This is a genomic window from Sphingobium sp. AS12 (assembly GCF_019097845.1).
Classification (GTDB): domain Bacteria; phylum Pseudomonadota; class Alphaproteobacteria; order Sphingomonadales; family Sphingomonadaceae; genus Sphingobium.
In genome coordinates, this window is sequence record NZ_JAHRGM010000026.1 from 1 (window position 1) to 13,593 (window position 13,593).

Consider the following 13,593-nt stretch of genomic DNA (forward strand, 5'->3'; position numbering starts at 1 on the left):
CCCGATCCTTGCGTTTCGGAGGACTGCTCATCCCATCATGTTGGCGACCGTAAAACGCGCTACCCGCTGGCAGCGCCCCGTCCGGTGAACAGCCCTCTAGGTAGACACGCAGATTCGGTCAACAGGGTTTTTCACGGTAATGGCAATTTTTCGTCCAAATTGTCCGCGAAGGCCCGAAAATACCGGGTTTCATGCCTTTTGCCTCTCCCGACGTCCCCCATGCATCAGCCGATAGAGGGCCGGCAGCACCAGCAATGTCAGCAATGTCGATGAGACGATTCCACCGATCACCACTGTTGCCAATGGACGCTGTACCTCCGCACCAGCCCCGACATTGAACGCCATCGGCACGAAGCCCAGGCTCGCCACCAGCGCGGTCATCAGCACTGGCCGCAGCCGGGTGAGCGCGCCCTCGCGGATCGCGTCCTCCAGCGGCCGCCCCTCTGCCAGCAAGGTGCGGATGAAGCTGAGCATCACCACCCCGTTCAGCACCGCGACGCCGGACAGGGCGATGAAGCCGATCCCCGCTGAAATGGACAGCGGCAAGCCCCGCAGCAGCAGCGCCGCGACCCCGCCGGTCAGCGCCAGCGGCACGCCGGAAAAGACGATCGCCGCATCCTTGGCTGATCGGAACAGGCCGTAGAGCAGGCCGAAGATCAGCAACAGCGCAGCCGGGACCACCAGTTGCAGTCGTTCTGCGGCCGAGATCAGCTGCTCGAACGTCCCGCCATAGCTGATCCAGTAACCCGCTGGTGGCTCCACGTCCCTTTCAACCCTTTCGCGCAATTCCTGCACGAAACTGCCAAGGTCACGACCCCGGACGTTGGCGGTTACCACCACGCGGCGCTTGCCATCTTCGCGGCTGATCTGGTTGGGACCGATGATGACCTCCACCTTGGCGACATCCTGGACCGGCACAAATCCGCGTACTTCATCCTCATTCCCCGGCAGCGGGATGCGCAGGCGACCGATCTCGTCCACCTTGCGGCGGATATCTTCGGGCAGACGGACGATCACCGGGAAGCGGCGGTCGCCCTCGAACATTTCGCCCGCTTCCTTGCCGCCGATCGAGATGGCGACGACATTCTGCACGTCACCAACGTTGAGACCTAGCCGCGCCAGCGCTGCGCGATCGGGGGTGATTTGCAGCACCGGCAGGCCGGTCACCTGCTCGACGCCGACATCGGCCGCACCGTCGATACGACCCACGACCTCCTCGATCGACTGACCGATGCGGAGCAATTCATCGAGATCGTCACCGAATATCTTGATCGCTACATCAGCGCGGACGCCCGACAGCAGTTCGTTGAAACGCATCTGGATCGGTTGAGTGAACTCGTAATTATTGCCCGGTATCTGTTCGACCGCTTCCTGCATTTCGGCGACCAGCTGGGTGCGGGGCTTGCGCGGGTCGGGCCAGTCCTTGCGGTCCTTCAGCATGATGAAAGTATCGGCGACCGAGGGTGGCATCGGGTCGGTCGCGACTTCCGCCGTGCCGATCTTGGCGACGACACGCTCGACTTCGGGGAAGCGCTTGAGCCGCGCCTCGACCGATTTTTGCATCCCGATCGCCTGGGTCAGGCTGGTGCCGGGGATACGCAGGGCGTGCATGGCGATGTCGCCCTCGTCCAGATTGGGGACGAATTCCGATCCCATCCGACTGGCAGCGAAACCTGCGACCAGCACTAAACCGACAGCGAGTGCGACAATCGCTTTCCGCAATTGCAGCGCCCGTTCCAGCGCCGGTTCATAGACCTGCCGCGCCCAGAGCATCAGGCGGCTTTCCTTTTCCTCGACCTTGCCGGTAACGAACAGGGCGATCGCGGCGGGGACGAAAGTGAGTGAGAGGATGAGCGCGGCGGTCAGCGCCATGACGACGGTGATGGCCATGGGGTGGAACATCTTGCCCTCTACCCCGGTCAGCGCGAAGATGGGGACATAGACCAGAGCGATGATCAGGACGCCGAACAGCGACGGCCGGATCACCTCCGACGTCGCCGACGCTGCCAGCGCGAACCGTTCGTCGCGATCCAGCAGACGCCCCAGCCTATGCTGTGCCTCGCCATAGCGGCGCAGGCAGTTTTCCACGATGATGACCGCGCCATCGACGATCAGGCCGAAATCGAGCGCGCCCAGACTCATGAGATTGCCCGATACGCCCGCCTGTACCATGCCGGTGATGGTCATCAGCATGGCGATGGGGATGACGGCGGCGGTGATGAGTGCGGCGCGGACATTGCCAAGCAGCAGGAACAGCACGACGATGACGAGCAACGCGCCTTCGAGCAGGTTCTTCTCGACCGTCCAGATCGCCCGTTCGACCAGATCGGTGCGATCGTAAATGGCAACGGCTTCGACGCCTGCGGGTAATGCCTTGGCCGCCTGCTCCAGCCGCTCGGCCGCCGCGCGGGCGACGATACGGCTGTTCTCGCCCGCCAGCATGACGACGGTGCCCAGCACCACTTCCTGCCCGTTCTCGGTCGCGGCCCCGGTGCGCAATTCCTGCCCCATGCCGACATCGGCCACATCATTGATGCGGATCGGCACGCCGCCGCGATTGGTGACGATGATGGATTTCAGATCATCGACGTCCCTCGCCTGCCCCGGCACCCGGACCAGATATTGTTCGCCATAGCGTTCGACATAGCCAGCGCCGACATTGGCGTTGTTGCGGCCCAGCGCCTCCATCACATCGTCGAGCGCCAGGCCATAGGCGGCCATCCGGTCCGGCAGCGGGGTGACATGATATTGCCGTTCAAAGCCGCCGATGCTGTTCACTTCGGTCACGCCGGGCGTGTTGCGCAGCTGCGGCCGGATCACCCAGTCCTGCAAGGTGCGCAGGTCTTCCGCGGTATAGAGCGTACCGTCCGCCTTGCGCGCGCCGGGTTTGGCCTCCAGCGTGTACATGAAGATTTCGCCAAGGCCGGTGGCGATCGGCCCCATTTCCGGTTCGACGCCAGGCGGCAGTTGCGATCGTGCGGTCTGCAACCGTTCGTTGATCAGCTGGCGCGCGAAATAAATGTCGGTGCCGTCGGCAAAGACCGCGGTAACCTGCGACAGGCCATAGCGAGAGATGGAGCGGGTATATTCCAGCCCCGGCAGGCCCGCGATCGCGGTTTCGACCGGGAAGGTGACGCGCTGTTCCGCCTCCAGCGGCGAGAAGCCCTCCGCTTCGCTGTTGATCTGCACCTGGACATTGGTGATGTCGGGCGTTGCGTCGATCGGCAGGCGCTGGAAGCTCCAGATGCCGATGGCGCAGAGCAGCAGGACAATGGCCAGCACCGCCCAGCGCAGGCGGATGGCAGCAGCGATGATGCGTTCGAGCAAGGCGGGGCGGGTGTCGACAATGGCCTCAATGGTCATGGCTGGCTCCAGACTTGTCGATGTCCGCCCGGATCAGGAACGCGCCGTCGGTCACATATTCGGTGCCCGGCTCCAGTCCGCCCAGCACTTCGGTCCATTCTGGCGTCTTGCGCCCCAGTTCGAGCATCCGCACTTCATAGCTGTTGCCGACCTTGGCATAGACGACATCGAAGTCGCGGAAACGCTGGATCGCCTTGCTCCGCACCGCCAGCGGTGCCTGGATTTCGGCAACCGAAAACACACCTTCCACGCCCATGCCGGGGCGGAATTGCCCGGCTGCCGATTCAGGCAGATGGACGTGTGCCAGCAGGGTCTGGCTGGCGAGGTCGGCGGTCGGCAGGATCGCCTCGACCGTACCTGTCAAACGCGCTTCACCCGACAGGCTGCGCAGGGAAACAGGTTGCCCCACCTTCACCCGCTCCGCGTCGCGGGGATAGACGAAAAATTCGGCGTGCAATTTGCTTGGATCGGCGATCACGAACAGTGCCCGGTCGCCGGTCATGTCACCGACATTGGCATTTTTTTCAACGATGGTGCCGCTGATCGGCGCGGTGATTATGTAGGTCTGGAGCGAATGGCTGGATTCGACCCGCAGAAGGGTCTGGCCCCGCCGCACCATCTGCCCCAGTTCGCCGGTCATCGACATGATCTGGCCGGGCAGGCGGGCGCGGACATCCGCCTTGCCTTCCGGCGTGATTTCGATGCGGCCCGACATGTCGATCAGTTCTGCGATGGAGGCTGGCCCGGCCCGTTCGGATCGCACGCCGCCCGCCCGTGCGGCGTCAGCAGCGATGGTGGTGCGGCCTTCATAGGAGGCGTAGCTCCATGTGTGGGTGCGGCCCCCTTCGACCGCTTTGACCTTCACGTCGAAACTGTGCGGTTCTGTGACGACACCGCCACCACGCAGATAATCCTCCTGCGGGGTGAAGGCGAAGCGATCGATCTTGCCGCCCAGGCGGACAAGCTCGACACTGAGCTGAACATCTTGCGGCCTGACCGGCTCGTCATCGCGATAGGCGTAGATGTGGAATTCGGGGTCTACCCCATCTTCAAAGATGGTGACTTCGACCGCGAAATTGCCGTCACGCAGCATCCGCCCGCGATGGGGACCGCGCGCTTCCTCGGCCTCTTTAGCGCCATGGTCGCCATGATCCTCGGCCGGCGGGGTTTCGCTGCAACCGGCGAACATGGTGGGGACGAGCAGCAGGGCTGCCATTTTCAGGAAAGGGGACATCAGCGATTCTCCGCGCTGGCAAGAAGGGGGGCGTGGCGGCCAGTCAGCCGGTCGAGCCGTGCGCCGTCGAGATGATAGGATTTGAGCAGGGTGATGCGGCGATCATAGGCGTCGATCATGGCTTCCTGCGCCTGCGTCACTTCCAGGAAGGTGAAGGCGGTGCCGCCGCGATTATAGCCCTCGCGCACCAGCATGACCGCGCGTTCGGCACTGGGCAGCACTGCGCTGTCGATCCGGTTGATTTCGCGCACGATCGCCGCGCGCTGCGCCAGCAACCTGTCCATGTCGCGTTTGACCTGCACCCGCAGTACCGCGATTTCGGCTTCGGCAACGCGGCGTTCGGCTTCGGCCTGCTCTATATTGCCGCGCTGGGCGCGACGACCGCCAAGCGGGATGGAACCGCCGACCACGATGCTGACATCATTGCCCTGACCATAATGGCGCAGGCCAGCGCGCAGCGTGGGGTCGGTGGCGCTGTTCGCCTCCGCCAGCCGCGCCCGCGCCGCTGCCGCGTCACGTTCCGCGTCGAGCAGGGCGACATCGATGGGCTGCGCGTCGGCTGCCGGGTCGGGAGCGAGCCGGGAAAAGCTGCTGGTGTCGATCTGCACGTCACTGTCCGCTCCCCACCAAGCGGCCAATGACAGGCGCGCGATCCGGGCGGCTTCGATCGCCTGTTCATGGGCAATGCGAGCCTGCGCGACGGCAGTGCGGGCGCGTTCCAGCGCAAACAAGGGATCGAGCGCGCGCCCGACCCGGCGCGCGACTTCGCGTTCCAGCCTTTGGGCCAGCGTCAGCCGCTCCAGCGCCACGGGGATTGCGGCCTCGGCGGCCAGCGCCTCCACCCAGGCAGCCTGCGCCTGCGCCAATATGTCGAGCTGGCGCAGACGGCCGCGTTGTTCGGTCACGTCGCGGTTCAGCCGGGCCGCGCCGACCCGCGCCTCCCGCTTGCCGCCGCGCTCCCATGTCCGCTCATACCAGGCGGTAGTCTGTGAACTGGCGACCGGAGTATAAGGGCCGCTGCGGGCAATATCCTCGACATCGACGGTGACGACATCCTGCGGCCGGACATCCGCCTGACGCATGGCGGCGGTCGCCGCGTCACGCTGGGCGGCGGTGACAGCGACGCCGGGATCGGCCTGCGCGATACGCGACAGGGCGTCGGTGAGCGACAGCAGTTGCGCCGATAAAGGCAGGGTCGGGAATAGGGCGCTGACCAGCAACGCGAGGGTCAGGCGCGGCAAGCCGCGCGGACGAACAGATGGAAACATGAAAACAGGCTTTCGCTATGCGACGTGGACCAACCCGCGCCGCATGGCGGCGGCAGGTTCAGACGCGAAGTGCGATCAGCCTGGGTGGGCGTTCTGGCCCCTGCGAGACGGAGTCCGGCTCCACCCGATCAATCACTGTGACGGGCGGCGCAGAGCGCGACGGTGGCACGGCAATCCCGGCCTGTCCGAGCAGGATGACGCCTGACCCACTGTCGCCATGATGGTGATGGCTGCCAGGCAGGCGATCGGGCTGGCCATCCTCCTGTTCTTCACCGCGCACATCATGATCGGCGTCATGCGCTTCCTCAACCGATAGAGCGCTGAACAGCAGATGCCCGTGGCCTTGTGTCATACCGGGCGCGTGCTGGACCTGATCGATCATCCGCGACAGGCTCATGCCCGCAAACAGCGCCAGCAGCACAATGCACAATAATGCACCCAGGCGAGAATTTGGGGAGGGGCGCAAAGCGGGCATTGGCACAGCCTATCCAAGCAGGCGTAACGGCACAAGCATCTGTTCATCGCAAACCGCGATCCCATGTTCCTTTTCCTGACACGGAAGCAGCATATTCTGCTGCACCCGCACAAACCGCCCCCCCGCCATAGCATTGGACGATCATGCCAGCTTTTGCATCGATCATGCGCGTCTTTGGTTTGGACGCATGACCCCCAACGCGCCTATTTCCCCTTTCAAGCACAGGCGTGGAATGTCCCGCCGTGGAGAGGAGAGCAGCGCTTATGAGCCACTACAGCCCCACCGATATGGCCCGGCATCTGGGCGAAGGGCTGTTGTCCTTTCCGGTCACCCACTTCGATGCCGATGGCGCATTTTTGGAAGGTCCCTATCGCGAGCATTGCGCATGGATGCTGGGTCATGAACTGACCGGCCTGTTTGCAGCGGGCGGCACCGGCGAATTTTTCTCGCTCACCCCGGCCGAGGTTGCCACGGTGGTCGCGGCAGCCGTAGCGGAAGGCGGCGGCAAGACGCCGGTCATCTCCGGCTGCGGCTATGGCACGGCCATCGCCACCGGCATTGCACGCGACGCGGAGAAGGCTGGCGCGGACGGCCTGCTGCTGCTGCCCCCCTATCTGATGCACGCCAAGCAGGATGGGCTGGCCGATCATATCGAGGCAGTGTGCCGCTCCACCGGTCTGGGCGTCATCGTCTATAATCGCGACAATGCCGTCATCAACGACGAAACCCTGGCCCAGCTGTGCGAACGCAATGCCAATCTGGTCGGCTTCAAGGATGGCGTCGGCGACATCGAACTGATGACCCGCATCTACGCCCGGATGGGCGACCGGCTGACCTATATTGGCGGCCTGCCGACGGCGGAAACATTCGCCACCCCCTATCTGACCATGGGTGTCACCACTTATTCGTCGGCGATCTTCAACTTCATGCCGGAATGGGCGCTGGCCTTTTACAAGGCGGTGCGCGCGGGTGATCAGGCCCATGTCATGGACGGGCTGCGCCGGTTCGTGCTCCCCTACATTGCCCTGCGCAACAAGGGACAGGGCTATGCCGTATCGATCGTCAAGGCCGGGATGCGGGTCATCGGCCGGGATGCCGGGCCGGTGCGGTCGCCGCTGACCGATCTGTCGGCGACTGAGGAGGCCGAACTGCGCGTGCTGATCGAAGCGGTATCGCCAGGATCATTGTCCGCCGCTGCGTGACTTGCGCGCAGGGCCGGGCTACTTGGTGATGATGTTTGAACTCAGCCAGCTCCGCTGCTTCGTCGCCGCCGCCGAAGAACTCCACTTCGGCCGCGCGGCGCAGCGCCTCAACATGACGCAATCGCCGCTCAGCCGACAGATCCAGCTGCTCGAACGGATATTGGACGTACAATTGCTGGAACGCACCAGCCGTCAGGTCAGCCTGACCCCGGCGGGCAGCGTATTCCTGATCGAGGCGCGGCGGATCGTGCGCCTGTCCGACAGCGCGGCCCTATCCGCGCGGCGCGTGGCGAAGGGGGATGCGGGACGGGTGGCGCTCGGCTTTACCGCCGTATCAGGCTATAATGTCGTGCCGCGCATCGTGGCGCAGGCGCGCGCAGCGCTGCCCAATATCGAGCTGGAATTGCGCGAGATGGTGTCGAGCGAACAGGTCGATGCCCTGCTCACCGGGCTGATCGACATCGGCTTCGTCCGCCCGCCGGTCGACCGGCATGAGTTTGAGACGAGTTGCGTGCTGCACGAACCCTTGTTCGTCGCCCTGCCGCCGGGCGATCCGCGCCAGTCGAAAGCGGCGCTGGAACCGGCCGATTTCGACGGCCAGCCGCTGATCATGTATTCGCGTCAGGGGGCGAGCTATTTTCACAATATGCTGGTGCGCCTGTTCGACGAGGCGCAGGTCGCGCCCCTCTATGTCCAGCATGTGACGCAGATTCATTCGATGCTGGGGCTGGTCCATGCCGGGGTTGCGGCGGCAATCGTGCCGGAAAGCGCGACCGGGCTGCACATGATGGACGTGCAGTTCCGCCGCCTGATGACGCCGATCGACAAGCCGGTCGAGCTGCACATGGCCTGGCGGCGGGACAATGCCAATCCGGCGCTGCCCGCGATGCGGCAGCTATGCACCGAAGCGACCGGATGAGCAAGATCAACCGGCGCGCGCTGATCGGCAGTCTGGCCGCAGCACCGCTGGTCGTGGCTGCGCGGGCGCCCTCCAGTCCGGTTGCGACGACGCGGCACGGGCGGGTGCGCGGGACGATCGAGCGGGATGTGCTGGCGTTTCGTGGCATCCGCTATGGTGCCGATACCGCCTCGCGCCGCTTCCAGCGGGCTTTGCCGCCTGCGCCATGGCAGCGCATTGCCGACGCCACCCGCTACGGCCCTGCCGCACCGCAGACCAGGCCAGAGGAGCAGACCTCGGAAGATTGCCTGTTCCTCAACGTCTGGACGCCCGCACTGGACAAGGGGCGGCGACCGGTCATGGTCTATCTGCACGGCGGCGCGCACGCCCATGGGTCGGGCAGCGATCCGCTCTATGATGGCGGCAATCTGGTGCGGCGCGGCGATGTGGTGGTGGTGACGCTCAACCATCGGCTCGCGGCGTTGGGCTATGCCTATCTGGCGCAACTGGGCGGCCCGGCGGAATCGGGCAATGCCGGCAATCTGGACATCATCCTGGCGCTGCAATGGGTGCGCGACAATATTGCGGGGTTCGGTGGCGATCCGGCAAGGGTGATGATTTTTGGCCAGTCGGGCGGCGGGGCGAAGGTCGTCACGCTGATGGCGATGGCGGAGGCCCGCCCCCTGTTCCACGCCGCTGCGACGATGAGCGGGCAGCATGTCACCGCCGCCGGGCCGAACCATGCGACCGCGCGGGCGAAGGCGTGGATGGCCAAGGCAGGCGCGGCGGACGTGGCGACGCTGGCGCGTCTGCCGATTGGCCAACTGGTCGAGGCGATGGCGATGACCGATCCGCTGGAGGGCAAGGGCGAGATCAGCTTCACCTCCACGCTGGATCATCATGTGCTGACGCGGCATCCCTTCGTGCCGGACGCCCCGCGCGAGGCGGCGCATATCCCGCTGATCATCGGCAATACCCATGACGAAACCGCGCTGTGGATCGAAAAGACGCTGCGCGCGGGCGATACGACATGGGACAATCTGCCCGACCGGCTGACGCGGCAGATGGTCAAGGATCTGGCCCCCGACCATGTGATTGCGCGCTATCGCCAGCTTTATCCTGACCGGACGCCGGGGCAGATATTGCTGGCCGCTTCCACCGCCGGGCGATCCTGGCCGGGGCATTTGATCCAGGCGGAGGAGCGCGCGCGGATCGGTGCGCCGACATGGATGTATCAGCTGGATTTCCCCTGCCCCGACGCGGGCGGGATATTGGGCGCGTTCCATACGCTCGACATTCCGCTGGTGTTCGACAATGTCGATGCACCGGGTGCGCGGACGGGGGTGAGCACCGAAGCGCGGCGGCTGGCGGGAATGATGGCCGACGCCTTCATCGCGCTGGCACGGACGGGCGATCCCAATGGCGGGGCGTTGCCGCGCTGGCCGCATTTTGAGCTGACGCAGCGCCCTACGATGATCTTCGACCGGGACGTGCGGATCGAACATGATCCGCGCCGGGAGGAGAGGCTGTTGTTCGCGGTCGCGCCCTATATCAAGCCGGGCGGTTAGACCCCATGACTTCCAGTTGAATCTCCAACATCCATTCGTTTCGAGCGAAGTCGAGAAACCTGCGCATGACGTTTCTCGACTTCGCTCGAAACGAACGGATCAAGGCACGTACTTCGCTCTATACCCGGTCCCACGGGAAGCTGAGCGTCGGGCGCAGCGCATAGCGCGTCATCGCCAGACGCAGGCGCACGCCGCAGCCCGCTTCCAGCCGCACCGTCACGTCTCGCCCACCCGCAGCGACGGTACGCCCGTCGATCGTCAGGCTGTCGATGCGATGTTCGCCATAGGCACCCCCCTGCACGATGATATTGCGCGCGGTTTGGGGGTCGAGATTGACCAGCGTGACCTCCGTCGCATTGTCCGACAGGCTGTGAACCAGCGCCGCGACCTGCGGCGGCACCCCGGCGCGGCGGGCGGCGGGATCGAAATAGCGCAGGCGGCAATGGAGCGGCACGCCCCCTTGCGGCGGCGACGTTTTGGACCAGGGCGGACGGGCAATGTGCAGGCCGCCCGTCATCAACTGGACAAGGCTCGTGACGCTGGCGGGGTTAATGCCGACCGGCCAGTCAGCCAGACGGGTCTGCGGCGTGGTCGTGTCGCCTTCGCGCAGGGCGACGCGCTCGGCCACACGCTTGAGGTCTGCTTCGATCGCACGTTCGGCATAAGTGGGATCGCGCCCCTCCAGAAAGCCGATCCAGGGATGATCGCCAGCGGTTGCGCGATCTTCGGCGCGCTGCGACATATACCAGATTTCAAAGCCGTTGGTGCGGTAGGGACCGGGCTTCCAGCCATACCAGCCGTCCGCGCCATACATGGTCGGCGCGTGGGACACGCCGTCGATGATCCGCGCGGCGGCGTTGATCCGCGCATTCTGTCGCCGCCACAGGTCGATATAGCGTTGGTCGCCGCTCATCAACAGCGCGCCCATGAAGGCGGTTATCGAGCGGGGAACGCGGTTGCGATCCTCCCGCACCCCGGTCTGCGGTACGCGGGGGGAAAAGCCCCAGCCATAGACGCCCGCCCACCAATCCTTGCCGACCGTGCCGTCGGGGCGGACATGGCTGGGCAAGACATCGCCGTTGCGCGCGGCGCGCTCCACCCAGGCGTCGAGATAGTCGAGCGCCCAGCGGCGGAACCGCGCCCCTCCCCCAAGCGCATAGGCGTTGAGACCCAGCGTCGTCGATTGCAGGTTCAGGGGATTGTCGCCGACTACATCGCCATATTCGGCATAATGATCGAGCGTTTCCTGATAATTGGTTTCGCCATGTTCCATGTGGAAGGGCGTCGGGTCGAAAGGATCGCCCGCCCAGTCGAGCGGGGTCGCGGGGCGCAGCATCGGGCCGCGGCTGCCGTTCATCAGGCTGCGCATCATCCGCAGTTTCGGGTCATAATTGGGGGCAGACCTGTCCCGGCCGGTGTAGAAATCGGCATAGCGGGCGGTGCGGGCGCGCAGCGCCGTGTCGCGGGGCATGGACAGGCCCATGACGTTGAAGCTGGTCAGCCCCTCCGCATTATGCTGCCAGTCCATCTGGACGGGAAATTCGCGGTGATACATGCCCCGCCGCGCGATCGGCACGTCGATGGTGCGGGCGGCAGCAAACTGGCGCAGATGGCCTTCCCAGAAACGGGCGGCAAGGTCGCGGATGCGCGCTCCCCCGCCCAGCGCGTGGAGCAGGAACCAGTCATTGGTCGCTTCGGCAGCATCATCGGGACCGTCGTTCGCGCCCCAGCGCTCGAACACGCGCAGCCGGTCGCGCCGGTCGACATATTGTTCATAGAAGTCGACGCAGGCCGCTTCATTGGCGGCGAGCAACTGGCGTTGCAGCACGGCCCAGCGCGGCGGCGGCATCGGCGTGCTGGCGACAAATGGTGCGCGTGTTCGGGCCTGGGCTGGCAAGGCGAGTGCGGCAGCGCCGGTTACGAAAGCGCGACGACCTATGCGCATCATGCCAGCTCCAGCCTGCGGATCGGGCCGACGATGACCAGGAAAGCGAAAATGGTGAGCAGGCAATGCGCGCCCACGAAGATGAGCGCCCAATCGAACGACCCGGTCGCCGCGACGATGAAGCCCACCACGATTGGCGTGACGATCCCGGCGATATTGCCGAACATGTTGAACACGCCGCCCGACAGTCCGGCCAGCTGCTTGGGCGCGACATCGGCCATGATCGCCCAGCCGAGCGAGGCCACGCCCTTGCCGAAGAAGGCCAGCGCCATGAAGGTAATGACCCATGCTTCGGATTCCGCCCAGACGCAGGCGATGATCAGGGTGGCAAGCAGCATCCCGGCAACCAGCGGCGTCTTGCGCGCCAGATCGAGCGAGCCGGTGCGGCGCAGGATGAGGTCGGAACCATAGCCGCCCGCAAGACCCCCGGCAAAGCCGCACAGCGCCGGCACGGCGGCGGCAAAGCCCGCCTCCATGATGTTGAGGCCGCGTTCCTTGACCAGATAGATGGGAAACCAGGTGACGAAGAAATAGGTCAGCACATTGATGCAATATTGGCCCAGATAAATGCCCAGCATCATGCGGTTGGCCAGCAATTGCCGGATGTTGGTCCAGGTGAAGGTCGGCGCGCGCGCCGCCTGCGCAGCGCCATCTTCCATATGGATAAGACCGCCGCCCGCCTCGATATGCGCCAGTTCGGCGGCGTTGATCGAGGGATGCCGGTCCGGACTGTGGATATAGCGCAGGAACAGGGCGGTCGCCGCCAGCCCCAGCGCGCCCATGACCCAGAATACCGCGCGCCAGCCAAAGCTGTGGACCAGCCAACCCATCAGCGGGGCGAAGGCGACGAGCGAGAAATATTGCGCGCTGTTGAAAATGGCGGACGCCGTGCCACGCTCCGCGCCAGGAAACCACGCCGCGACCAGACGGGCATTGCCGGGGAAGGACGGAGATTCAGCAAAGCCGACCATGAAACGCATCGCAAACAGCGTCGCCACCACGGGCAGGCCCGCGATCAGCCCGACCGTGCCCTGCATCGCGGTAAAGATGGACCAGAGCGCGATGGCACCTGCATAAATGCGCTTGGTGCCGAAACGGTCGAGCAGCGCGCCCCCCGGTATCTGCCCCAATACATAGGCCCAGGCGAAGGCAGAGAGGATGAAGCCGGTCTGCACCGGGGAAATGCCCAGTTCGCCCGACGCCGCATTGCCCGCGATCGAGAAGGTTGCGCGGTCGGCATAGTTGATCGACGTGATCAGGAAGATCAGCGCAATGATGCGATAGCGCACATGGCTGGGACGATCGACGGCGGTGGCGTTCGCGGTGACAGGACGGATCACGAATGGCTCTCCTCAACGGTGCCGTCCATCTGTCGGAACGGTCGAAATGGCAAGGACCGACGCTAGCGGGACAGGCCGGGCCGGTCCAAGCCGAAATCCGCCATGATCCAGTCCCATCTTGGCTTGATGCCGCAGCCGCTCCGCAGCGCTGCCGCCGATCAGTGCAAGCCGTGCATTGATCCATGCGGCATTGAGGTTGGCATCTTGGCCCGTTCCAGCGCTATCGAAGTAGGGCCGATCCGGTAATCAATGCCGGACATCATAAGCGCAAGCCGCAAACATTAGGGGAGTGATAGGGCC

The 13,593-nt window shown here is 64.9% G+C and carries 9 protein-coding genes; 3 read left to right on the plus strand and 6 right to left on the minus strand.

The window, feature by feature from the left end; translation table 11 throughout:
- Positions 1-189: 189 nt before the first annotated feature.
- Genes KRZ98_RS11970 through KRZ98_RS11985 form a run of 4 tightly spaced genes read right to left on the minus strand, consistent with a single transcriptional unit; the run spans position 190 to position 6,340 of the window.
- Positions 190-3,327 carry a CusA/CzcA family heavy metal efflux RND transporter gene (locus KRZ98_RS11970; RefSeq protein WP_254798296.1) on the minus strand — a complete coding sequence of 1,046 codons (3,138 nt, stop codon included), beginning with the start codon at positions 3,325-3,327 and terminating at the stop codon, positions 190-192.
- Positions 3,328-3,352: 25 nt separating this feature from the next.
- Entirely contained in the window at positions 3,353-4,597 is a 1,245-nt protein-coding gene (locus tag KRZ98_RS11975) for an efflux RND transporter periplasmic adaptor subunit (RefSeq protein WP_217673762.1), read from the minus strand.
- The gene (locus KRZ98_RS11980) at positions 4,597-5,865 is read right to left on the minus strand and encodes a TolC family protein (RefSeq protein WP_217673763.1); all 1,269 of its coding nucleotides are present in this window, start codon (positions 5,863-5,865) and stop codon (positions 4,597-4,599) included. Before KRZ98_RS11980 ends, KRZ98_RS11975 begins: the two co-directional genes overlap by 1 nt.
- A 58-nt stretch (positions 5,866-5,923) precedes the next feature.
- The gene (locus KRZ98_RS11985) at positions 5,924-6,340 is read right to left on the minus strand and encodes a hypothetical protein (protein ID WP_217673764.1); all 417 of its coding nucleotides are present in this window, start codon (positions 6,338-6,340) and stop codon (positions 5,924-5,926) included.
- Positions 6,341-6,603: 263 nt separating this feature from the next.
- On the opposite strand from KRZ98_RS11985, the gene kdgD reads away from it, so the two are divergent.
- Genes kdgD through KRZ98_RS12000 form a run of 3 tightly spaced genes read left to right on the plus strand, consistent with a single transcriptional unit; the run spans position 6,604 to position 10,008 of the window.
- Entirely contained in the window at positions 6,604-7,542 is a 939-nt protein-coding gene (gene kdgD, locus KRZ98_RS11990) for a 5-dehydro-4-deoxyglucarate dehydratase (RefSeq protein WP_217673765.1), read from the plus strand.
- A 28-nt stretch (positions 7,543-7,570) separates the two neighbouring features.
- Complete coding sequence (locus KRZ98_RS11995; RefSeq protein ID WP_006960141.1) at positions 7,571-8,461, plus strand: LysR family transcriptional regulator; 891 nt, start codon at positions 7,571-7,573, stop codon at positions 8,459-8,461.
- Positions 8,458-10,008, plus strand: coding sequence for a carboxylesterase/lipase family protein (locus KRZ98_RS12000; RefSeq protein WP_254798292.1), 1,551 nt, complete (start codon positions 8,458-8,460; stop codon positions 10,006-10,008). The genes KRZ98_RS11995 and KRZ98_RS12000 overlap by 4 nt, the downstream gene beginning before the upstream one ends.
- Positions 10,009-10,126: 118 nt before the next feature.
- On the opposite strand, the gene KRZ98_RS12005 is transcribed toward KRZ98_RS12000, so the two are convergent.
- Entirely contained in the window at positions 10,127-11,956 is a 1,830-nt protein-coding gene (locus KRZ98_RS12005) for a hypothetical protein (RefSeq protein WP_217673767.1), read from the minus strand.
- Positions 11,953-13,293, minus strand: coding sequence for an MFS transporter (locus KRZ98_RS12010; protein WP_006960147.1), 1,341 nt, complete (start codon positions 13,291-13,293; stop codon positions 11,953-11,955). Before KRZ98_RS12010 ends, KRZ98_RS12005 begins: the two co-directional genes overlap by 4 nt.
- Between the last annotated feature and the right edge of the window lie 300 nt (positions 13,294-13,593).